Origin of the sequence: Pseudochelatococcus lubricantis (genome assembly GCF_011762225.1) — a bacterium.
Taxonomy (GTDB): Bacteria; Pseudomonadota; Alphaproteobacteria; order Rhizobiales; family Beijerinckiaceae; genus Pseudochelatococcus; species Pseudochelatococcus lubricantis.
Window position 1 is genome coordinate 19,290 of the sequence record NZ_JAASQI010000015.1, and the last position, 20,528, is coordinate 39,817.

Below are 20,528 nucleotides of genomic sequence, written 5' to 3' on the forward strand. Positions count from 1 at the left end.
GAGCTAGCTTGGGTCGCACCGCGTCTCTGAGTGCGGGAAGGGTCAGCCGCAGGGCTCAGGATGAGTTTCTGCACAGCCTGCCCCGCAACGCCCCCTTTAGAGTGAGAGTGCGGACCGGGTTTGCCGTGACGGGTTGAGGGCTGGAGAAGAGGTCTCCGGCGCCCGTCGCGGAGAACCGCGATGTCCAGACAGGATCGCAGCGCGCGCCCCGGCTCGGATCGGGCGAGCCTTTACGACGATATCACAAACAAGATCATCGGCGAACTGGAGGCCGGCCGCTTCCCTTGGGTTCAGCCCTGGGGCTCGGCCGCTGTCAAGGCGCCGCTCGCCATGCCGCAGAACGCCGCCACAGGCCGGCGCTATTCGGGGATAAACGTCCTCATCCTCTGGGGCGCCGTCATCGAGCATGGTTTCCCCGGCCAGAGCTGGCTCACCTTCCGCCAGGCGCTTTCCCTCGGCGGCAATGTCAGGAAGGGCGAGCGCGGCACCACCGTCGTCTATGCTGATCGTTTCACCCCCGAGGACGAAAAGCGCCGCGCCCGCGAGGCCGGCGAGGACGCTCAGGCGATTCCGTTCCTGAAGCGCTTCACGGTCTTCAACGCCGCTCAATGCGACGGCCTGCCTGAAGAAATCGCCGTCGTCGCACCGCCGCCCGAACCGGGCCTGATCGAGCCGCGCGTCGAGGCCCTGATCCGGGCGACCGGCATCGACTTCCGCATCGGCGGAGACCGCGCCTTCTATGTCCCGGCGCATGACTATGTCGTCGTTCCGCCGCCGCAGGCGTATTTCGAGCCGATCAACTGGCACCGTACGGCCCTGCATGAGCTCGGACACGCGACGGGCCATCCCTTGCGCCTCGGCCGTGATTTCTCCGGCTCCTTCGGCACCAAGAAATACGCCTTCGAGGAGCTGATCGCCGAGATCAACGCGGCCTTCTGCTGCGCCTCGCTCGGCATCGCTCCGACCGTCCGCCATGCCGACTATATCGGCTCCTGGCTCGACGTCCTGCGCGAGGACAATCGCGCCATCGTCCGAGCCGCCTCCCAAGCCAGCAAGGCGGCCGACTGGCTTCTCAGCTTCCTGCCGGATGCCGGCAGCATCGACCAGAACGACGACGAGCGGGAGGCGGCGTGATGAACGCGCTCGCCTTTCCGGGTTTCGTCCCCGACCCCGCGCAGTCGGCCGACATCCGCCTGCGCGTCCTCAGCCTCGGCGCCGGCGTCCAGTCCACGACGCTGGCGCTGATGGCGGCGCATGGCGAAGTCGGCCCCATGCCCGATTGCGCCATCTTCGCCGATACCGGGTGGGAGCCGCAGGCCGTCTATGACCATCTCGCCTGGCTGCGGTCGCCCAATGTCCTGCCGTTTCCCGTCCATATCGTCTCGGCCGGGGATCTGCGCGCCGACCTCATCGCCGGCGCACAGGGCGAGCGCTGGGCCTCCATTCCAGCCTTCACCCGCACCGTGACGCCTGCCGGGAGCGAGCTTCCCGTCTATGACGAGGACGAAAACGGCGATCTCGTCGTTGTCGGCTCCCGCATCGTGGCTACCGAGCGGGCCAACATCGGCATGATCCGCCGCCAATGCACCGGAGACTACAAGATCGTGCCGATCAGGCGGAAAGTGCGCGAGCTGCTCGGCATCGCCGGGCGGCGCTCGCCCACGTCGCCGGTCACCGAGCAATGGATCGGGATTTCGCTCGACGAGGCCCTTCGCATGAAACCCTCTTTCGAGAGCTGGCAGGTCAACCGCTGGCCCCTGATCGAGCGGGGCCTGACCCGACAGGACTGCCTGCGCTGGCTGGAACGGCACGATTATCCTCTGCCGCCCAAAAGCGCCTGCATCGGGTGTCCGTTTCATTCCGACGATCACTGGCGACAGATGCGCGACCATGATCCCGAAGCCTGGGCGGACGCCGTGTCGGTCGACGCCGCCATCCGCACCGGTTTCCGCGGCATCCGCGCCGAAGTCTATCTGCACCGCTCCGCCGTGCCGCTCGACCAAGCCGACCTATCGACGGCCGCCGACCGCGGCCAGCTCGATCTCTGGCCGAACGAGTGCGAGGGCATGTGCGGGGTCTGATTCCCTGAAAGCCGCAAAGGCGCAAAGCCGCTTCTCCGGCTTTCCGGGTGTCCGCTTCTGCGTTTTCCCGCGTTTCCGGTTCGTCAGCTTGCAGCCTTGCGCCACGACGCTCAGCCTACCGGCCGTCCTTCATCAACCCTGCCCAGACAGCGAGAATATCGCCTTCGGCCGCGTTGTCCTCAGCGACAACCACGCTGAACACGGCGAGCGTGCCGGCGAACTCCTCCATATCCATCACGCCCCGTGCGTGAAGCATTGTCGCCAACAGCATCAGTGCCTTGCCTTGTGCGGTGATGACGGCCCGGTCCGCCTCGGAAAAGCGGACATGGCGGGCTGGCGACGCCCCCAGCCATCGGCGCAGAACACGCGCCAAGTCCGCCCAGGGCGGATTTCTCCAGCCAGAAATCATAGCGTCCATAGACAATTCCCCGCCGCCCCGACTGGCGCCGGGACGGTTGAACACGCGTGAACACTGGGAACCGCGCCCCACGTATTTCCCACGCCGGGCAAGCCCGACGCCGATGGGTATTCTATTCCGTGGGCCGCCCGACATAGTCGGTGACCCAGTGTTCAAACGCTTGATGCGATCGATGCGGTGTTCAAGCCGCAGGCGATGCAATCCCTATGGCACAGGAAGACAGTCCTGAACATCGCCGTTCCGTTCTCGCCCCTGGCCAGACGACAGGGTCCGACCAGCAGAGTGAGAGGGAGGTGGGGATTTTCGTGACGGGTTCGGGTCGAGAGAGAGGCTCTCGGCGCCCGTCGCGGAGACTACCACGATGGCTACTGCCGCCCAGAAAATCATCCTGTCGCCTTCCCGCGACATCCCCTTCAACAAGCTCGTGCTCAGCCAATCGAATGTCCGACGCGTCAAGGCCGGCGTCTCGGTCGAGGAACTGGCCGAGGACATCGCCCGCCGAGGCACGCTCCTCCAGAGCCTCAATGTCCGCCCGGTCCTCGACGCCAGGGGCGATGAGACCGACATGTATGAAGTTCCCGCCGGCGGTCGCCGCTATCAGGCGCTCGCCATCCTCGTGAAGCAGAAGCGTCTCGCCAGGAACGCGCCTGTGCCCTGCGTCGTGCGTGATCCCTCCACGTCGATTCTCGCCGAGGACGACAGCCTCGCCGAAAACACCCAGCGCGTGCCGCTGCATCCTCTCGATCAGTTCCGGGCCTTCTATGACATGCGCCGCAAGGGCATGAGCGAGGAGGAGATCGCTGCGGCCTTCTTCACGACCGCGCAGGTGGTGAAGCAGCGCCTGCGTCTGGCCTCTGTCTCGCCCACGCTCCTCGACATCTATGCCGAGGACGGCATGAAGCTCGAAGAGCTGATGGCCTTCACCGTCAATCCCGACCATGCCCGCCAGGAGCAGGTCTGGGAGGCGGTCCAGACCTCCCACAATCGCCAGCCCTGGTATATCCGCCAGTTGCTCACTGAAACCACGGTGCCGGCCACCGACAAGCGCGCCCTGTTCATCGGCATCGAAACCTATGAGCAGGCGGGCGGCAGCGTGCTGCGCGATCTCTTCCAGACCGATGGAGGCGGCTGGCTTCAGGACCCCGCGCTTCTCGACCGCCTGGTCGCGGAGAAGCTCAAGACCCTCGCCGAGGAAATCGCCGCCGAGGGCTGGAAGTGGATCACCGTCGATACCGATCTGCCCTATGGCTACGATCAGGGGCTGCGGGCGCTCGACTTCACCCTCGTCGATCTGAACGATGACGAGCGCGCGGCCCGAGAAGCCCTGCGTGAGGAATACGAACGGATCGAGGCTGAATACTCGGAAGCCGATGAGCTGCCGGACGAGATCGACCAGCGTCTCGGCGAGATCGAGACGGCGCTCGAAGCCTTCGAGAAGCGCCCGGTCATCTACGATCCGGCCGACATCGCGCGTGGCGGCGTCTTCATCAGCGTCGACCGCAATGGCGAGCCCGTCGTCGATCGCGGCTATGTGCGCCCGGAGGACGAGACGCCGGTCGGCGTCGAGGACCCCGACGGCGAGGCCGAAGCCACCGGTACCGAAGTCGCGGCATCCGGCACCGTTCAGCGCGCCGTCATCACCATCGGCGGCCAGTCGGCCGAACCGGAGGATGACGACGAGGAAGACGTCATCAAGCCGCTGCCCGAACGGCTCGTTACCGAGCTGACTGCGCACCGCACCCTGGCGCTCCGCGATGCCGTGGGCGCCAATCCCCAGGTCGCGTTCACCGCCTTGCTGCACAAGCTCGTGCGCGACACCTTCCAGCGGACGGCCACCTCCGGCGCCAGCCTGCAGGCGTCCGTCAATCACGTATTCTTCCGCGAACAGGGCAAGGATCTCGCCGAGACGGCCTATGCCAAGTCCGTCATCCAGCGGCATGAGGACTGGAAGGCTGACCTACCAGCCGATGAGGATGCGCTGTGGGACTGGCTCGCCGTGCTCGACGACGCCAGCCGCATGGCGCTGCTCGCGCATTGCGTCAGCTATGGGATCAACGCCCTCTATGAACGGCCCAATCCCTACAGCGGCAGCGGCGTGTCGCAGTCGGGTCTCGACCGGCGTATGGCAGAGGCCGATCGACTGGCCCGCGCCACCGGCCTCGACATGGTGGACGTCGGCTTCCGACCCACGGTCGAGAACTATCTCGGCCGCGTCACCAAGCCCCGCATTCTTGCGGCCGTCCGCGAAGGCGCGGGCGAACGCGCGGCCCAGCTCATCGACCACTTGAAGAAGGGCGACATGGCCAAGGAGGCCGAACGCCTGCTGGCCGACAGTGGCTGGCTACCGGAGCCGCTGCGCCTGATCGACCATGACGAGCCGACCACGTCCGATACCTCGAAAGGCGAGGCCGAGACGGCGCTCCCAGCCTTCCTTGCCGGTGAGGACGAGGACGAGGAAACCGCCGAAGACCCGGAAGCCGAGGCGCCAGCGATGATCGCCGCGGAATGACGCCAAACCCCGGCGGGCGGTCGAAGCCGCCCCGCCGTCTTCATTTTCAGCTTCAAGGCCCGGCGATCCGTCGTCGGGCCTTTTTTCATTTTCAGGGAGCTCCCACCTCCGACATTTATCTACCAGCCGGCCGTCAAATGGCGGTAGCCGGTTCCCCTCTCAGTGGGATTTCCGCTCATAGACGTGATTGAGGTTATCGGCTTGGTGCTGGAGGCTCCTCGCCACCGTTGCAGCCGCGGCCCGGTTCGGAAACGCCCCTGTTGTCATCCCGTTCAGGCTTACGCACCACCCATCGGGCTTCTCAATGACCGTATAACGCCGTCGCTCGCCACCGATATTGGCGGACTTACCCGTCAAATAGCCACTCATCATGAGCGTCGATCGCCTTGTTGGTTCGGTGTGTCGGGCTTCGTCCAAATCCCGAAGGCCGCTCCGATAACCGTCATCGCCATACGCCAGGATGATCGGCTGCTCTCTTTCGTCTTCATCGTTGCCCGCAAAAGTGCATTTCTGCTCATGGTTTCACCTCAACAAGAGGCCGCATCAAAGCTTCGAGCGCGTATGAATTCCATCCTGACGCAACCGGCCGCTCATAGTATTCTCATCAATTCGACCGGTGGACCTCGGCGCCATGCAACGCCATAGCGGGCCAAGCTCGTGCCCGGGCAGCTCAGACCCTCAAACATCTTCGCTTCACCATTAGGCGGGAAGTGCGGGGCAATGGCATCCCTTTAGATTGATGATCCGGCTGCTGTCTGATGCCGGACACCATCCCGCTTCCATTCGCAAACCTTGGTCCGATCCGTCTCCTGATCAATCAACCCGCAAGGGGTCGGCTTACGCGCGCGTGCCGCCCTCGGGGATTCGGAAAAGGTCCGAACGCCCGAGGGTGATTGCAGAGCCGGTCAGACACTTCGGGCGCCTGTCGCGCGGGGGATGGTCCCCCGCCTCCCAAGACAGGAGCCGGAACCATGTCCTATGCAGATGCCACCGCTTTCGCCGCAAGCCTAGCCACCACGCTAATGGTTTCGATCATCGTCTTCCAGGCCGGGGACGGCACTCACGGCGCCATGCCCGCCAACGAATTCGATGGCGACGAAGAAATGGTCAGGCTGGAACTTGATCCCTTCGGCTGAGGCGCGACAGCGCCTCACCCCGACGGCTCGGAGCGCAAGATCGCGTCCGGGCCTTCAGCGCTGCGCTACCGCTCATCGCCGGCAGCGGCACCGGCTCATGCCCCGGCAAGGGAGAGTGAGAGTGCGGACGGGTTTTCCGTGACGGGTTGGTTGTCGGAGAGAGAGCTCCCGGCGCCCGTCCTGGAGCATCCTGCGATGGCCCTTGCACCTCAAACCACCTTCGCCCCGATCGGCGACATCCTCGCGCATCAGATCCTGCCCCGGCTGCGCCTTGCCGCGAAGCTGCCGCTGCGCATCACCTGCATCGGCACGGCCCGCTATGTCGGCACCGACGAGGCCGACAGCTTCGACCGCAGCGTCTTTCTCGGCGACCGCCCGTCGCTGGAGAACGCCACCAGCTTCGCGGCCGTTTCGGTCAGGCGCGGCGGCATTGGCGTGAGACAAGATAAGACGCTGCGCTTTCATCCACGCTTCGCCGTCATCCAGGACAACGATCAGAATCTGGTTCTGGCCGGCGAAATCCGCGCCGGGATCATTCTCTGGCAACAGCCCGTCGCCAGCGACGGCGAGGCCCGCCGGATCGTGACCGAAGCCAGCCGCCTGCGCGGACTGGCTTTCGCCGCCTCCGGCCGGGGCGAGCAGCGTGCGGCCCGCAATCATCGCCACCAGGCCGGCCTGCTCGAAGCACGCCTGGTCGACCCCTTCTGGCGCGAGGCCGCCGCCGATCTGCTCCGGCTGCCACAGGCCGCCTGATCCCATCCCCCGATTTCCACCCATCCGACCCGGCGCTTCGCTTCGCCGGGTTCTCACCTATGGAGTTTTCCCATGCCGAAATTCGTAGTCAGCAAAGGCCACGACGCCTTCGTCTATTACGAAACCGTCCTAGAGGCCGACACGCCCGAAGAGGCGCGAAGTCTCGTCCGGAGCGTTCATTACGAAGGCGCATGGCTCCCCACCGGCTATGTGCAGGAGTTCGACGATTACGAGATCGACGAGCATAGCGGCGTTCGCCTCCTCGAAGACGGTGAAGCCGTAGAGGCCTTCCTGACCATCGGCGTCACCGCCCAGGAGCGCGACGCCTTGCTGGCGGGGCTGCGCCTCCTCCAGCTCGCCCTGGGGCGCGGCGATCTCGAACCTGCGCTCGAAAACATCGTCACCAATGACGGCGCGCATACCGGCCTCGATCCGACTCGTATCGACGCTCTGTGCGAACGCATCAACGTCTAGGTGGTGGCGATGTATGAGACCTACCTGCGCCTCGACATCCTGGTCTGGGACAGCGAGCGCGCCGTAATCCGCGCCGCGCGCTGCAAGCTGGCTTTATCGGCCCGGCGCGATCCCGCACTGCGGGGCGCGCGAAAGCGGTTCTATCGCGACATGCTGCGCCACCATGCCGATGCCCAGCGGCTTGTGGCGCAGTTCCGCCTCTGACGCTTCCGCACCGCGTCCATCCCTTGAACCTCGCCCGGCCATCGCGCCGGGCTTTCTCGTTTCAGGAGCCTGACATGGCCAACTACTTTACCCATTTCTCGTGCCTTCTTGACGTCGGCACGCCCGATAATGCCGCCCGAGCGCTCGACCTCTACAACAAGCTTTCGGAGGAAGGCGCTTCCGAAGAACCGCCGTCCGAGGGGTTTCTCCTATCGATCCAGCCGGAGCACGGGGGTGGCCGGCTCTGGATGCGCGATGACCAGACAGGCGATCCCGAGCGTCTGCTCCAGTTCGTGAAGATCTGCGCGACCGAGTTCCGCCTCAGTGGTCTCTGGGGCTTCCAATACGCTAACACCTGCTCGCGGCCGCGCCTCGACGGTTTCGGCGGCGGCGCTCATGTCCTCGACCTCGCCACCGGCGAGACGGTGGCATGGACCTACACCGATGGCTGGCTCGCCCAGGTTCTCGATGGAGGCGGCTCAGATGAGTAAGGTCATCGAAACCACGGTCTATCAGCTCGACGAGCTTGCTGACGCCGCCAAGGAGAAGGCCCGCGATTGGTATCGCGAAGGCGGCTTCGACTACGACTGGTATGATGCCGTTTACGAGGATTTCCAACAGATCGCGGAAATCCTCGGCCTTCGGCTGAAAACCCGCAGCATGCGGCTCAACGGCGTCGGCTCCTGGCAGAAGCCCTGCATCTGGTTTCGGGGGTTCTGGAGCCAGGGCGACGGCGCCTGCTTCGAGACCTTCTATTCCTACCGGAAAAACGCCCCGCGCCGCATCAGGGAACACGCGCCGCAAGACGCCGAACTGCACTGCATCGCCGATGCACTTCAGGCGGTCCAGCGGCGTAATTTCTACCAGCTTAGCGCCGAGGCGAACCATCGCGGTCACTACTACCACGAATACTGCATGACGATCTCGGTCGAGCGCGACAGTCCAACCTATCAGGATATGACGGCCGATGCGGAAGACACCGTGGCCGAGGCGCTGCGCGACCTAGCCCGTTGGCTCTATCGGCAGCTCGAACGCGAATACGAGTGTCTCGCCTCGGACGAGGCCGTCGACGAGGCGATCACCGCCAACGAATACACGTTCACGGCAACCGGCCGTCGCTTCGGCTGAACCCGGCAAGCGTCCTGCCATTCGGCAGGGCGCTTTTTGCATGCCAGCCACGGCCCACCTTTCGAGAGTCAGAGGAGGCCGGGACGGGTTTGAGCCTGTGCGGTCGAGAGAGAGCGCTGCGCGGCTCGATCCTGTCCTGCTCTCCCGAGGTCTCCTCCATGAACATGATTTCCGCATCTGCGGCGGCATCGGTCGCCGGGCCGCTTCCGCTTGTCCCCGACAGCCATGCCGCCACGTCCGTCTTTTCGGCGGCAGCTCTTCTTCTGCCCCACCTCGAGCGCGGCCAGCGCATCGACGCCGCCACGCTTCGCAGCGCGATGGAAACCGCCTTCGGCGCGTCCGATACCGCTGGCGCCTGGGACTGGAAAACCGCCTATGACGCCTGCGAGGCCGCGATCGTCCTGTTCCTGCGCAAGTACGGAAAGGCGCTTTTCCGTAAAGCCGGTTCGCCAGCCGATAGCCTGCCGCTGCTGACACGGATCGCCGGGCTGCTGCCGACCCATACACGCCGCTCGGAGGAGGCGCAGACCTTCCAGCAATTCTCCACCCCGATCCCACTGGGGCTGGCAGCGGCGACCGCCGCCGCCATCACGCCCGCCGACCGGGTTCTGGAACCCTCGGCCGGGACCGGACTGCTCGCCATCCTGGCCGAGATCGCCGGCGGCGCCCTCGTCCTCAACGAGCTGGCCGAGATGCGCGCCGGTCTACTTTCCTCCCTCTTTCCCGCCTTGTCCGTCACGCGTTTCGACGCGGCGCAGATCGACGATCACCTCGATCCTGCCCTGGTCCCGTCCGTGGTGCTGATGAACCCGCCGTTCTCGGCGCTGGCGAATGTCCAGGGCCGCGTCGCCGATGCCGCCTTCCGCCACGTCGCTTCGGCGCTTGCGCGCCTTGCGCCCGGCGGGCGGCTGGTGACGATCACCGGCGCGAGCTTCGCCCCCGATAATCCTGCCTGGACCCCGGCCTTCGTCCGGCTGCAGGAGCGCGGTCGCGTGGTCTTCTCTGCCGCAGTCGATGGTTCTGTCTATGCCAAGCATGGCACGACGATCGATACCCGGATCACCGTCATCGACAAGCTGCCCGCCGACGATCCGGCAGTCTTCCCAACCTCTCCCGGCGCCGCACCGGATGCCGCCACCCTGATGGCCTGGATCGGCGCGAGCCTGCCCGCGCGGCAGCCTGTCGATCCTTCAGTCGTTGTTCCGGTTGCCGCAGCGCCTGCGCCTCGCACCGTGCGCGGCTATATCGCCGCCACCGCGAAAGCCGCCCGCCCGGCGCCGCAGACCGAACCGGAAGCCGCACCGCTCGACTATGAGATCGTCGATTGGCAGCCGGCCGAGGGCGGCCACATCACCGACGCCATCTATGAGGAATACGGGCTTCAGGTCATCCGTATTCCCGGCGCCCAGCCTCATCCAACCCAGCTCGTCCAGTCGGCGGCGATGGCGAGCGTCGCCCCGCCGAAGCCCAGCTACCGGCCGCATCTGCCAAAGACCATTCTCGGTCTTCTGTCCGACGCGCAGCTTGAGACCGTCATCTATGCCGGCCAGGCCCATGCCGACCATCTCGCCGGGGCCTGGACCGTCGACGAGACCTGCGATGTGGTCAGCGCGGCGGCCGAGGACGCCAAGAACGCCGTCCGCTTCCGGCAAGGCTTCTTCGTCGGTGACGGCACCGGCGTCGGCAAGGGGCGGGAATCCGCCGCCATCATCCTCGACAACTGGATGCAGGGCCGCCGCAAGGCCGTCTGGATCTCCAAATCCGACAAATTGCTGGAAGACGCACAGCGTGACTGGTCGGCGCTCGGCATGGAGCGCCTCCTGGTTACGCCGCTGTCGCGCTTCCCGCAGGGCAAGCCCGTGACGCTGCCCGAAGGCATCCTTTTCACGACCTATGCCACGCTACGCTCAGACGACCGCGGCGATAGGGTTTCACGCGTCAAACAGATCGTCGAATGGTTGGGCGAGGATTTCGATGGAGTGATCGTCTTCGACGAGGCGCATTCGATGCAGAACGCCGCAGGCGGCAAGGGAGAACGGGGCGATGTCGCTGCCAGCCAGCAGGGCCGAGCCGGGCTTCGCCTCCAGCACGCCCTGCCGGATGCCCGCATCGTCTATGTCTCCGCGACCGGCGCCACTACGGTCCACAACCTCGCCTATGCCCAGCGCCTTGGCCTTTGGGGCGGCGAGGATTTCCCCTTCGCCACGCGGGCCGAATTCGTCGAGGCTATCGAGGGCGGCGGCGTCGCGGCGATGGAGGTTCTGGCCCGGGACATGCGCGCCCTCGGCCTCTACACCGCCCGGTCGCTGTCCTTCGCCGGCGTCGAATACGAGCTGGTCGAGCATGAGCTGACCCCCGAACAGACCCGCATCTACGATGCCTATGCCGGGGCCTTCGCCATCATTCACAACAATCTGGATGCTGCGATGGAAGCGGCCAATATTACCGGCAGCACGGGCACCCTGAATCGGCAGGCGAAATCCGCCGCGCGCTCGGCCTTCGAGTCGGCCAAGCAGCGGTTTTTCGGCCACCTCCTGACCAGCATGAAAACCCCGACGCTGCTCCGCTCCATCGCATCCGATCTGGAGGCGGGCCATTCGGCCGTGATCCAGATCGTCTCGACCGGCGAGGCGCTTATGGAACGCCGGCTGGCCGAGCTGCCGACCGAGGAATGGAACGACGTCCGCGTGGACATCACCCCGAGGGAATATGTCCTGGACTACCTTGCCCATTCCTTCCCGGTGCAGCTCTACGAGCCGTTCACCGACTCGGAGGGCAATATGTCGTCGCGGCCCGTCATGCGCGACGGCCAGCCCGTCGAAAGCCGCGAAGCGGTCGCCCGCCGCGACGAGCTGATCGCAAAGCTCGCCAGCCTGCCGCCGGTCCCCGGTGCGCTGGACCAGCTCATTCAGCATTTCGGCACCGATACCGTGGCTGAAGTGACGGGCCGGTCGCGGCGCATCATCCGCAAGGCTGGCAAGGGCGTCACTGTTGATCGCCTTGTCGTCGAGAACCGCGCAGCTTCGGCCAACCTGGCCGAAACCCAGGCGTTCATGGACGACGGCAAGCAGGTTCTGGTGTTCTCCGACGCCGGCGGCACCGGCCGCAGCTATCATGCCGAACTGTCGGCACGGAACACGAGGCTGCGCGTCCATTACCTGCTCGAAGCCGGATGGAAGGCCGATACTGCGATCCAGGGGCTTGGCCGAACGCACCGGACCAACCAGAAGCAAGCCCCCCTGTTCCGGCCGATCACCACGAACGTCAAAGCCGAAAAGCGCTTCCTCTCGACCATCGCCCGCCGTCTCGACACCCTGGGCGCGATCACGCGCGGCCAGCGCCAGACCGGCGGTCAGGGCCTGTTTCGGCCCGAGGACAATCTGGAATCGCATTACGCCCGCGACGCGCTGCGCCAGCTCTACCTGCTGCTGGTCCGCGGCAAGGTCGAGGGATGCTCGCTCGACCGCTTTGAGAGCGCCACCGGCTTGAAACTGATGGACTCCAACGGCATCAAGGATGACCTCCCAGCCATCACGACCTTCCTGAACCGGCTGCTGGCCTTGACGATTGAGCTTCAGGGCGTGCTGTTTACCGCCTTCGAGCAACTTCTGACGGCGCGCATCGAGGGCGCCATCGCGTCGGGCACCTATGACGCCGGGCTGGAGACGCTGCGAGCGGAGAGCTTTTTCGTCACCGACCGCCAGACGATCTATACGCACCCGCGCACCGGCGCCCAGACCCGCCTGCTGACCATCACCGAGCGCAAGCGCAACCATCCGGTCACGCTGGCGGAGGCCATAGGCAACCTGGACGATCCGCGCGCGGTCCTGTTGGTCAACGAGCGGTCGGGCCGCGCCGCCGTGCAGGTTCCGACCACCAGCGTCATGCTGGACGATGGCGAGATCGAGCGCCGTGTCCGGCTGATCCGGCCGATGGAAGCGCACAACATCCCGGTCAAGACCATGCCCGAGACCCATTGGGTCGAAGCCGACCGGGACGCCTTCGCCTCTGCCTGGAATGCCGAAATTGCCGAGGTGCCGGAGTTTTCCAACAGCACCCTGCATATGGTGACAGGTCTCCTGTTGCCTATCTGGAAGCGGTTGCCGAACGAATCCACCCGCGTCTATCGGCTCCAGACCGATGCTGGCGAGCGGATCATCGGCCGCCGCGTTTCGCCTGCCTGGGTCGCCCACGCGACCGCGACCGGCGTCACGTCGATCACGCCGGAGGATGCCTTCACCGCCCTTATGGACGGAAAGACGATCCTCGATCTCGCCGAGGGCCTTCAGCTTCGCCGGGTCCGCGTCATGGGCGCGCTGCGCATCGAACTCACCGGCTTCACCGACACGATGCGCCAGCGCCTCACGGCCTATGGCCTCTATCACGAGATCATCTCGTGGAAGCTGCGCTTCTTCGTGCCGGTGGATGCTCAGGGGCCGGTAATCATCGGCAAGCTCTTCGACCGCTGGCCGGTCGAACGCATCGGCGAACGGGAGGCCGCATAAATGGCTTCGCGTCACGCCTCAGAACTGGCGCATCGCCTCGGCCGCGAGGCCGAGGCGGTCTGCCGCGAATACCTGTCCTCCGGTCGGAGGGCAGGCAATTACTGGCAGGTCGGGGACGCGCAGAACAGCCCCGGCCGCTCCCTCTATGTCCGGCTCAGGGACACCCCCAAAGGTCCGGCCGGGAAATGGACCGACGCCGCCACCGGCGACCATGGCGATCTGCTCGACATCATCCGCGAGGCGCTTGGCCTCGTCGATTTCAAGGATGTGGCCGAGGAAGCGCGCCGTTTCCTCAGTCTCCCGCATCCCTCGCCGGAACAGACAGGGACACCGACCGGCAGGACATCGAGCATTGCCGTCGGTTCGCCCGAAGCGTCGCGGCGGCTGTTCGCCATGTCGCAGCCGATCCCCGGCACGCTCGCGGCGACCTACCTCAGCGGGCGGGCAATCACGTCGCTCATCGGCGGCACCGCACTGCGCTACCATCCCCGGTGCTATTATCGGCCCGACGAGCATTCGCCCACGGAGATCTGGCCGGCGATGATCGCGTCCGTCACCGACCTTGACGGGCGACAGACCGGCGCGCACCGCACCTGGCTCGCCCCGGACGGCTCGGGCAAGGCGCCTGTCGAAACGCCGAGGCGGGCGATGGGCGACCTTCTCGGACACGGCGTCCGCTTTGGCGTTGCCGGCGATGTGCTGGTCGCCGGAGAGGGCATCGAGACCGTGCTGTCGCCCCGTCAGGTTCTGCCGCACATGCCGATGCTGGCGGCGCTCTCGGCCGCACACCTCGCCGCCATCCTGTTCCCGGCGACGCTACGCAGGCTCTATGTCCTTCGCGATCGTGATCCGGCTGGGGACGGCGCGAGAGACAGCCTGATCGCCCGAGCCGCGAGCGTCGGGATCGAAGCGGTTGCGATGTCGCCAGCGCGCGAGGACTTCAACGAGGATCTGCGCTGGCGCGGCGTCGATGCCCTCCGGGCGGCCCTGAAGGATCAGCTTCATCCCGTGGACGTCAGCCGGTTCATGGAGGGGTGAGAGGATCGGCGGGGGGATGGGGCAAAGCTCTGAATGGCTCCGCCTGCCGTCTCCGCTCATCATCGGGAACACCCTTCCCGCGTCGGAGAGGGCGCCCACGGCCTTCTGAGGGGGCGATCGGCTCACAAACGGGCCAGCCGGGCAATGGCGCTGCGCTTTCGGCTATTTTCCGCCGGCGGGGCAAGCCCCGCCTTTGCATCGCGAAGCAAAATAGCCGGCTTGGCCATCAAGGCCCTCGCGGGAGCACGAGGGCTGCCAGGCCGTCCCGCCCGTGAGCTTCGACGCCTGCGAAGGCCGCGATGGGCGCGGTCTCTAGACGAAGGATGCTCCCGATGATGAACGAAGACGATGACGCAGGCTTCGAGCCGTTCCACACCTCATCCCCCACCGATCACGTCCTCACCGAACTCCAGCTCTATGGCTACCGCCCTTTCCAGGACGAACCCGATCCGCGTCCGCTACCGGAGGGCAACACCGTCGCCGCAGCCGTCGCAGACATCTTCGACGCCCTCGTCTCGACGCTCGGCGACACCCGCCTCGAACCCGATCTCGACGATCTCCTCTGGTCGACGGTCAATCTCTTCCATCGCGCCGCCGACCGGGTCGAACGCGAACTCGACGACAACGAGCAGGGGCAGCGCCGCCTTCAGCGGGAACAGGATGGCAGCGAGGTCAAGAGCGTCGAACTCGAACGCCTCACGGCGGAGGGACAGACCCTGGTCGAACGGCGCAACAGCATGGAACTCTTCCGCGACCTCTCGGCGGACGCCTTCGAGCACCACACCGGCACGCCCTGGCGGCCGCGCAGCGGTTCGATGGTCAACCATCGCAACCTCACCTCGGCAATGATCGACAGCCGCGATTTCCTCGCCGCTAAGCGCCGGGCCGAGACCGAGGTGCTGCTGCCCGCCGGTCCCAGAGTCGCCGTCACGGGCGGTGCGGACTTCAACGATCACAACCTGATCTGGACGAAGCTCGATCAGGTTCATGCCAAGCACACGGACATGGTGCTCCTGCACGGCGGCTCGCCGAAGGGCGCCGAACTGATCGCCTCCCGCTGGGCTGACAGTCGCAAGGTGCCGCAGGTCGCCTTCAAGCCCGACTGGACGAAGCACGCCAAGGCCGCGCCCTTCAAGCGCAACGACGCCATGCTCGATGTCCTGCCGGTCGGCGTCCTGGTCTTCCCCGGCACCGGGATTCAGGAGAACCTTGCGGATAAGGCGCGCAAGCTCGGCATTCCAGTCATGAAGTTCGACGGCGGCGCGTAAAGCGCCGCCGCTCGGCGGCCTGCCAGCCGCCTCTACTTGACTGAACACGAGGTTGATGGCTTTCTTGAAGAATATTTGCAGCAACGGCGAACTGGCATAGTCGCAGGCGGAGCGTATTATCCGGCAGCCTGTGGTGATCCTCAATCGTTCATGCGGAGGCTGCCGTGACCCTCATCCTGCTTGCCATCTCCCTGACGATCGCGCTTTGCGTCATCGCCTACAACTTTGCCATCTACGCCTTGCCGTTCATGGTCGGGCTGACGGCCTTTCAATATGTCTATGGAATGGAGGCCGGCTTCCTGTTGTCGGCGCTCGCCGCCCTCGGCGCGGCGCTGCTATCCGTGGCGCTGGTCATCGCCGTCGTAGGCTTTGCCAAGAACCCGGCCTTGCGGCTTATCGCCCTCGCCGTATTCGCGGTGCCGGCGATGATCGCCGGTTATGCGCTCGTGCATGGCGTCACGAAGAATTTCGTCGACTCGACGATTATGCTGAACCTGCTCGGCGGCGCCGGCGGTCTCTTCATCGGCATAGCGGCGATGCTCAATCTCAATGCGCTCGGTACAGGCGTCCTGTCTCGCTGATGCGATCGCGAATCGCCGCTCGTCACAAAAAAATCTGCGCCGGTTTGCACTGTTGGGCTTCCGGCATCCTGCTCTGAGGAATGGCGCCACCGGCGCTGTAAGGGCCAGGGTCTTCGCTCCGATTGGCCCCGCTGTGGAAGTCGGTCATCGGCTGATACCCTCCCAGCCTTAGCAAGGTCGCCACTCTCTGCTTCGTTCCCCTCCGTGTCGTGGCGTCCGCGAACACCTTCATGCTCTCCAGCCCTGCAATTCACTGGATCGCACCTTCGGCCGACGGGGTGGAACAACGCCATACATCCTGGAGCCCAATAGCCGTTTCGTCCTGGTCCCGGCTCGCCTTCCGACTGGCGGCGTGCTGCGGCTCGTGACGGCGATCCCGGCGGCGCGCACCCCGCTCTGATGCGGGTTTCATATCGGGGCCTGTAGCGCCCTCGTTGCCGGGAAGGACGAACGGTTCTGCTGTGCGTCCCCGGTGTGAGCTTTCCGAGGCGCCAATCCCTCCGACTGACTGATCCCCTAAGTCCGTTCGGTTTCCGACCGCAACCCCCGCGGCTCCGGACCGTGTTGCCGCGCAAGCGCGGCTGCCCGCTCCACTCCGGGCCTTAAGGGCGAGGTGCCGCCAAGGCGGCACTTGCTGGCGTCTCCCGACGGCCTTGGCCGGGTCTCGTCGGAGGGATGGTCCCTTCGAGAAGCAACGGAGACTTACAATGCAGAACATCGTCATTCTTGCCGGCAACATCGGCCAGGACCCCGAAACCCGCAACACCCAGAGCGGCACCTCGATCACCCACTTCACGCTGGCCACCTCGCGCCCCCGCTACTCGGAAGGCAAGGTTGTCCGAGACAAGGACGGCTATCGCGTCCAGGACACCGAATGGCACCGGATCACCGCCTTCAACGGCCTCGGTAAGACGATCCAGCAGCATTGCGAGAAGGGCATGAAGGTTCTGGTTCGCGGCCGCATCCACTACACCAAGTGGACCGATCAGCAGGGCGTTGAGCGCTACGGCTGCGAGATCATCGCCGAGACGGTGGACTTCCTCAGCCGGGCAAAGCAGACCCAGAACGAAGACGGCAAGTTCATCGACGACGATGACATCCCGTTCTGAGCGGGATACCGGGAGCCCGGCGGCGCAAGCCGCCGGGATTTCCTAATTGTCTGGCGTTCCTGGCATGAGTCGTCGTCTTCCGGCAGCACGATAAGCCTCGAACAATCTCTCCTGCTCGCCTTGGCTTGGAGAGAGAACCCAGCACTGCCCGAATCGCCCCCGCCACTGACCAGACGTCAAATCTCTAGGAACACCGATTCTGGGTCGCTTTCCACTCCAACTCCGTCTATAATAGCCGTAGTTCTGGCGTGACGTTGACGCACGGTGGGAGGTGATCATGCATGATCACTTCCCGACAAACACGGGCCGCGCGCGCATTACTGGGTTGGACACAGGAGATGCTCGCTGACAAGGCCAAGGTTTCGCTGACGGCGCTCAAGCGCATGGAGTCGGCCGCTGAACTGCGTGTGTATGAAAGCACCAGCGACCAGGTCCGCAGAGCGCTTGAGGCCGAAGGAATCGCCTTCATCAGATCGGGCCGCAACGAAGGGGTTATGCTTGTCGATGTGCACGAAGCAGCCGAACGCAGCAGAGTCCGGTAATTCCCACCCTTCTACCGCCTCCCGCTTGTCATCGTCGCGCTGTAATGGTGCTTAAGAATAGCAACCGCCATCCCAGAGTGTCACGTGCCGACTAATGACCACAATTGATTTCCTCGACGAAGCCCCTTCCATGCTGTCGCTCACCGAATATGACCGACAGCACATCAAGCTCTATGCTCGTCTGCTGGACGCAGAGGCAGATGGAGCAGACTGGCGCGAAGCGGCCGAGGTTCTTTTCGGCATCTGTCCAACGACTGAGCCGGACCGCGCTCGCCGCGTCCACGACAGCCATCTGGCTCGCGCACACTGGATGACCGAGCATGGCTACCGGCAGCTCAGGCGCGGCCGGCCTCATTAGATCCCGTGTTGTCTCAAGTGCAACGCCTGTTGCGCCTTGCAACCTTCCCAAGAAATAGAATCCCCGGAATCAATTCGCTCTGTACGCGTATTCGCTGAACGGGGAGGATTAAATGACGCCCGATACAAGAGAATGGCGATCATCAACTACATACGACTATCTCGATCGGGCAGATGTAGATGCACTGGCGTGGGAGTGCCTTCGGCGCAATCTCGATTACCAGCGCGACTACGCAAACTCCATCCGCATGGCCTCCGAACTCGGGCCTGAGACCGAAGCGATCGGCGATCGCTGGGGTCTCCGATTTCCCCGCCAGGCCCAGCCTGAATGCACTCGAACAACCTGTTTTCTGGACGCCGGAAGCTGACACCAGCGTAGTCCATATCGGACCCGCCCCGGAAATTGAGCAGGTCAGCCCTCGCATTTTCGAGGATATTCGCTCGGAAATCAGCCGCAGTTCAGAGGAAGGACTGCATATATCGGTTCTCACCGGAAGCGGTCGCCTGCACCTTGTCGCGAGAGCGGGTCTCGAGCCGACGCAGTCCATCGCCGCCATCATTCCGCTCGACGCCCACAGCCTGGATCGTGTCCAGTCACTGATCAGACTCTGGCGAAGCCTTCACGGCCTGCCTGTGCCACAGGACAGTCGGATGACGGCGCAGCAGCGCCGTCGTCTCAAAAACATGCTGCGCGCCGCTGACGGCCGTTTGCACAACGCCGACTATCGCGAGATCGCCGAAGCGATTTTCGGCGTTGAACGCGTTGCCAGCGACCCCTGGAAAACGTCCGCGCTCCGGGACGCTGTCCTCGATCTGGTCAAGGACGGCTTCGCGATGATCGACGGCGGTTACCGCAAGCTTCTTCGCCACCGCCGTCGTTCGTAACCTGCGCTACTAGGGCAAGGTGTGCGAATTAGGCCCCCCCAAGTTCGCACTCCCCCTTCGCTATTCTTCTTCGCCACCGTGGCCTTCGTTCGCCGCTGATCGCCAGCGGCTCCCGCGAAAGCCACGGAGGCCACCATGAACGCCAATCTCGCGACCCTGCCGCCGCGCTTCCTCCGCACCAAGGAAGCCGCCGAATTCCTCAGTCTCTCGGCCCGTACCCTCGAAAAGCACCGGACCTACGGCACCGGGCCGGCCTATCGCAAGCTTGGCGGGCGCGTCGTCTATTCCGTCAATGAGCTTGAGGCATGGGCTGAACGCGGCGCCGTGACGTCCACCTCCGATCCGCGGGGCAGCGTGCTGCCCGCGAAACGCCATGAGCCCGCACCGGCATCCCATGCCGGCCGTCACGCCCGCTGATCCGCGCGGTCTTTTCAATGACGACGCGGCATCGCCCATCTCCGGAGCGCGGACAACTCGATCTGTTCCACGCGCTCCCTGGCGATTTCGCGCCCCGCGACGCGCAGGACCTCATGGCCTATCCGTTCTTCTCCCTCTCCAAGTCACACCGCACCGCGCCGATCGATTTCGTCGCCGGCGACGTGAGCATCCGCGTCGAGGCGGTTCCCGATCATGGCATGGCCACAATCTGGGATGCCGACATCCTCATCTGGGCGGCGAGCCAGATCGTCGAAGCGCGCGACAAAGGTCTTCGCACTTCGCGCCTGATGGCCGCCACCCCCTACGAGATCCTCAATTTCATCGGCCGCGGCGTATCGATGCGCGATTATCAGCGCCTCAAGGCTGCCCTCGACCGGCTGCAGTCGACCACGGTCGCAACCTCGATACGGCAAGCGGCCGAAGGCCGCCGCCACCGTTTCTCCTGGATCAATGAATGGCAGGAGCGCACCGATCGCCAGGGGCGTCCCGCCGGCATCGAGCTGATCGTGCCGGACTGGTTCTACCGCGCCGTTCTCGACGATGCGCTCGTCCTGACCATAGACCGGGACTATTTCGGTCTCACTGGAGGCCTCGACCGCTGGCTCTACCGCATTGTGCGCAAGCATGGCGGCAAACAACGCAATGGCTGGCGCTTCGACTTCCGCCACCTGCATCAGAAATCCGGCAGTCTTTCGCCATTCAAGCGCTTCGCGTTCGAGCTGCGCGACATCATTCGCCGCCAGCCATTGCCCGGCTACTCGCTGTTCCTTGAGGTCGAAGTCGGCGGCCGGTTGCTGCTTGCTTTCGAACCATCGGCGGCCTGTGGACAACCTGTGGACGGCCTCGTGCTATCAGGAACCCGACCTATCGTGCTATCGGGAACCGGAGGCTCGTGCTATCGGGAACCGAAACAGGGTGTAAGCTCTGGAAACAAAAAGCGAAATCGCGCCCTTAACTTAGAGTCTAACCAAGAATCTAACTTTGAAGAGCGCGCGCGCGATGTGGAAAACATCTGTCGGGGTGCCAGGTTTCGCGAACCGGGGCGAGGTTTCATGAACTCGCTCCAGGAAACGCGAACCGGATTCACGGACCGGGAGCCGGA

Annotated in this window: 21 protein-coding genes; 20 read left to right on the forward strand and 1 reads right to left on the reverse strand. The window is 64.8% G+C overall.

Translation table 11 applies throughout. The features are described from left to right. The first annotated feature begins 180 nt into the window (after positions 1-180). Both FHS82_RS20225 and FHS82_RS20230 read left to right on the forward strand, forming a co-directional pair. Positions 181-1,134 (forward strand): ArdC family protein, encoded by a 954-nt coding sequence (locus tag FHS82_RS20225; protein WP_010398869.1) that lies wholly within the window; start codon positions 181-183, stop codon positions 1,132-1,134. Continuing rightward, positions 1,134-2,081, forward strand: coding sequence for a hypothetical protein (locus FHS82_RS20230; protein ID WP_010398871.1), 948 nt, complete (start codon positions 1,134-1,136; stop codon positions 2,079-2,081). Before FHS82_RS20225 ends, FHS82_RS20230 begins: the two co-directional genes overlap by 1 nt. A gap of 115 nt (positions 2,082-2,196) precedes the next feature. Here FHS82_RS20230 and FHS82_RS20235 read toward each other — a convergent pair whose 3' ends face one another. Beyond that, positions 2,197-2,454, reverse strand: a complete 258-nt coding sequence (locus FHS82_RS20235) for a hypothetical protein (protein ID WP_208394383.1) — start codon at positions 2,452-2,454, stop codon at positions 2,197-2,199. Between the two features lie 406 nt (positions 2,455-2,860). On the opposite strand from FHS82_RS20235, the gene FHS82_RS20240 reads away from it, so the two are divergent. The 18 genes from FHS82_RS20240 to FHS82_RS20325 form a co-directional block, all read left to right on the forward strand. Beyond that, positions 2,861-5,008: a ParB/RepB/Spo0J family partition protein gene (locus tag FHS82_RS20240; protein ID WP_010398876.1), complete on the forward strand. Its 2,148-nt coding sequence runs from the start codon at positions 2,861-2,863 to the stop codon at positions 5,006-5,008. Between the two features lie 971 nt (positions 5,009-5,979). Then, positions 5,980-6,144: a hypothetical protein gene (locus FHS82_RS20245; RefSeq protein WP_010398879.1), complete on the forward strand. Its 165-nt coding sequence runs from the start codon at positions 5,980-5,982 to the stop codon at positions 6,142-6,144. A gap of 195 nt (positions 6,145-6,339) precedes the next feature. After that, on the forward strand, positions 6,340-6,897 hold the full coding sequence (locus FHS82_RS20250) for a hypothetical protein (protein ID WP_010398881.1): 558 nt from the start codon (positions 6,340-6,342) through the stop codon (positions 6,895-6,897). 72 nt (positions 6,898-6,969) lie between these two features. After that, positions 6,970-7,371: a hypothetical protein gene (locus FHS82_RS20255; protein WP_010398883.1), complete on the forward strand. Its 402-nt coding sequence runs from the start codon at positions 6,970-6,972 to the stop codon at positions 7,369-7,371. A 9-nt stretch (positions 7,372-7,380) separates the two neighbouring features. Next, positions 7,381-7,575, forward strand: coding sequence for a hypothetical protein (locus FHS82_RS20260; RefSeq protein WP_010398885.1), 195 nt, complete (start codon positions 7,381-7,383; stop codon positions 7,573-7,575). A 74-nt stretch (positions 7,576-7,649) separates the two neighbouring features. Continuing rightward, on the forward strand, positions 7,650-8,066 hold the full coding sequence (locus tag FHS82_RS20265; protein WP_010398887.1) for a hypothetical protein: 417 nt from the start codon (positions 7,650-7,652) through the stop codon (positions 8,064-8,066). Beyond that, the gene (locus tag FHS82_RS20270) at positions 8,059-8,703 is read left to right on the forward strand and encodes a hypothetical protein (protein WP_010398890.1); all 645 of its coding nucleotides are present in this window, start codon (positions 8,059-8,061) and stop codon (positions 8,701-8,703) included. Before FHS82_RS20265 ends, FHS82_RS20270 begins: the two co-directional genes overlap by 8 nt. 158 nt (positions 8,704-8,861) lie before the next feature. Further along, positions 8,862-13,208: a bifunctional class I SAM-dependent methyltransferase/DEAD/DEAH box helicase gene (locus FHS82_RS20275; RefSeq protein ID WP_166956411.1), complete on the forward strand. Its 4,347-nt coding sequence runs from the start codon at positions 8,862-8,864 to the stop codon at positions 13,206-13,208. Further along, positions 13,209-14,246: a DUF7146 domain-containing protein gene (locus FHS82_RS20280; RefSeq protein WP_119036660.1), complete on the forward strand. Its 1,038-nt coding sequence runs from the start codon at positions 13,209-13,211 to the stop codon at positions 14,244-14,246. A gap of 335 nt (positions 14,247-14,581) precedes the next feature. Next, complete coding sequence (locus FHS82_RS20285; RefSeq protein WP_010395073.1) at positions 14,582-15,514, forward strand: DUF2493 domain-containing protein; 933 nt, start codon at positions 14,582-14,584, stop codon at positions 15,512-15,514. Positions 15,515-15,678: 164 nt separating this feature from the next. After that, the gene (locus tag FHS82_RS20290) at positions 15,679-16,095 is read left to right on the forward strand and encodes a hypothetical protein (RefSeq protein WP_010395074.1); all 417 of its coding nucleotides are present in this window, start codon (positions 15,679-15,681) and stop codon (positions 16,093-16,095) included. 707 nt (positions 16,096-16,802) lie between these two features. Then, positions 16,803-17,204 carry a single-stranded DNA-binding protein gene (locus FHS82_RS20300; RefSeq protein WP_003167746.1) on the forward strand — a complete coding sequence of 134 codons (402 nt, stop codon included), beginning with the start codon at positions 16,803-16,805 and terminating at the stop codon, positions 17,202-17,204. A gap of 281 nt (positions 17,205-17,485) precedes the next feature. Continuing rightward, positions 17,486-17,746 (forward strand): helix-turn-helix domain-containing protein, encoded by a 261-nt coding sequence (locus tag FHS82_RS20305; RefSeq protein WP_029371814.1) that lies wholly within the window; start codon positions 17,486-17,488, stop codon positions 17,744-17,746. A gap of 94 nt (positions 17,747-17,840) precedes the next feature. Continuing rightward, the gene (locus tag FHS82_RS20310; protein WP_029371816.1) at positions 17,841-18,104 is read left to right on the forward strand and encodes a DNA -binding domain-containing protein; all 264 of its coding nucleotides are present in this window, start codon (positions 17,841-17,843) and stop codon (positions 18,102-18,104) included. Between the two features lie 112 nt (positions 18,105-18,216). After that, on the forward strand, positions 18,217-18,471 hold the full coding sequence (locus FHS82_RS21285; RefSeq protein WP_083825825.1) for a transcriptional regulator domain-containing protein: 255 nt from the start codon (positions 18,217-18,219) through the stop codon (positions 18,469-18,471). A 190-nt stretch (positions 18,472-18,661) separates the two neighbouring features. Then, positions 18,662-18,988, forward strand: a complete 327-nt coding sequence (locus FHS82_RS20315; RefSeq protein ID WP_083825826.1) for a DUF2285 domain-containing protein — start codon at positions 18,662-18,664, stop codon at positions 18,986-18,988. Between the two features lie 135 nt (positions 18,989-19,123). Beyond that, positions 19,124-19,405: a helix-turn-helix transcriptional regulator gene (locus tag FHS82_RS20320; protein ID WP_003167739.1), complete on the forward strand. Its 282-nt coding sequence runs from the start codon at positions 19,124-19,126 to the stop codon at positions 19,403-19,405. A 17-nt stretch (positions 19,406-19,422) separates the two neighbouring features. Then, a partial coding sequence (locus FHS82_RS20325; RefSeq protein ID WP_208394384.1) for a replication initiator protein A occupies positions 19,423-20,528 on the forward strand: 1,106 nt, incomplete at its 3' end.

Coding starts and splice junctions, on each gene's coding strand:
- FHS82_RS20225 (WP_010398869.1), top strand. CDS start 181: ATGTCCAGACAGGATCGCAGCGCGCGCCCCGGCTCGGATCGGGCGAGC.
- FHS82_RS20230 (WP_010398871.1), top strand. CDS start 1,134: ATGAACGCGCTCGCCTTTCCGGGTTTCGTCCCCGACCCCGCGCAGTCG.
- FHS82_RS20240 (WP_010398876.1), top strand. CDS start 2,861: ATGGCTACTGCCGCCCAGAAAATCATCCTGTCGCCTTCCCGCGACATC.
- FHS82_RS20245 (WP_010398879.1), top strand. CDS start 5,980: ATGTCCTATGCAGATGCCACCGCTTTCGCCGCAAGCCTAGCCACCACG.
- FHS82_RS20250 (WP_010398881.1), top strand. CDS start 6,340: ATGGCCCTTGCACCTCAAACCACCTTCGCCCCGATCGGCGACATCCTC.
- FHS82_RS20255 (WP_010398883.1), top strand. CDS start 6,970: ATGCCGAAATTCGTAGTCAGCAAAGGCCACGACGCCTTCGTCTATTAC.
- FHS82_RS20260 (WP_010398885.1), top strand. CDS start 7,381: ATGTATGAGACCTACCTGCGCCTCGACATCCTGGTCTGGGACAGCGAG.
- FHS82_RS20265 (WP_010398887.1), top strand. CDS start 7,650: ATGGCCAACTACTTTACCCATTTCTCGTGCCTTCTTGACGTCGGCACG.
- FHS82_RS20270 (WP_010398890.1), top strand. CDS start 8,059: ATGAGTAAGGTCATCGAAACCACGGTCTATCAGCTCGACGAGCTTGCT.
- FHS82_RS20275 (WP_166956411.1), top strand. CDS start 8,862: ATGAACATGATTTCCGCATCTGCGGCGGCATCGGTCGCCGGGCCGCTT.
- FHS82_RS20280 (WP_119036660.1), top strand. CDS start 13,209: ATGGCTTCGCGTCACGCCTCAGAACTGGCGCATCGCCTCGGCCGCGAG.
- FHS82_RS20285 (WP_010395073.1), top strand. CDS start 14,582: ATGAACGAAGACGATGACGCAGGCTTCGAGCCGTTCCACACCTCATCC.
- FHS82_RS20300 (WP_003167746.1), top strand. CDS start 16,803: ATGCAGAACATCGTCATTCTTGCCGGCAACATCGGCCAGGACCCCGAA.
- FHS82_RS20305 (WP_029371814.1), top strand. CDS start 17,486: ATGATCACTTCCCGACAAACACGGGCCGCGCGCGCATTACTGGGTTGG.
- FHS82_RS20310 (WP_029371816.1), top strand. CDS start 17,841: ATGACCACAATTGATTTCCTCGACGAAGCCCCTTCCATGCTGTCGCTC.
- FHS82_RS21285 (WP_083825825.1), top strand. CDS start 18,217: ATGACGCCCGATACAAGAGAATGGCGATCATCAACTACATACGACTAT.
- FHS82_RS20320 (WP_003167739.1), top strand. CDS start 19,124: ATGAACGCCAATCTCGCGACCCTGCCGCCGCGCTTCCTCCGCACCAAG.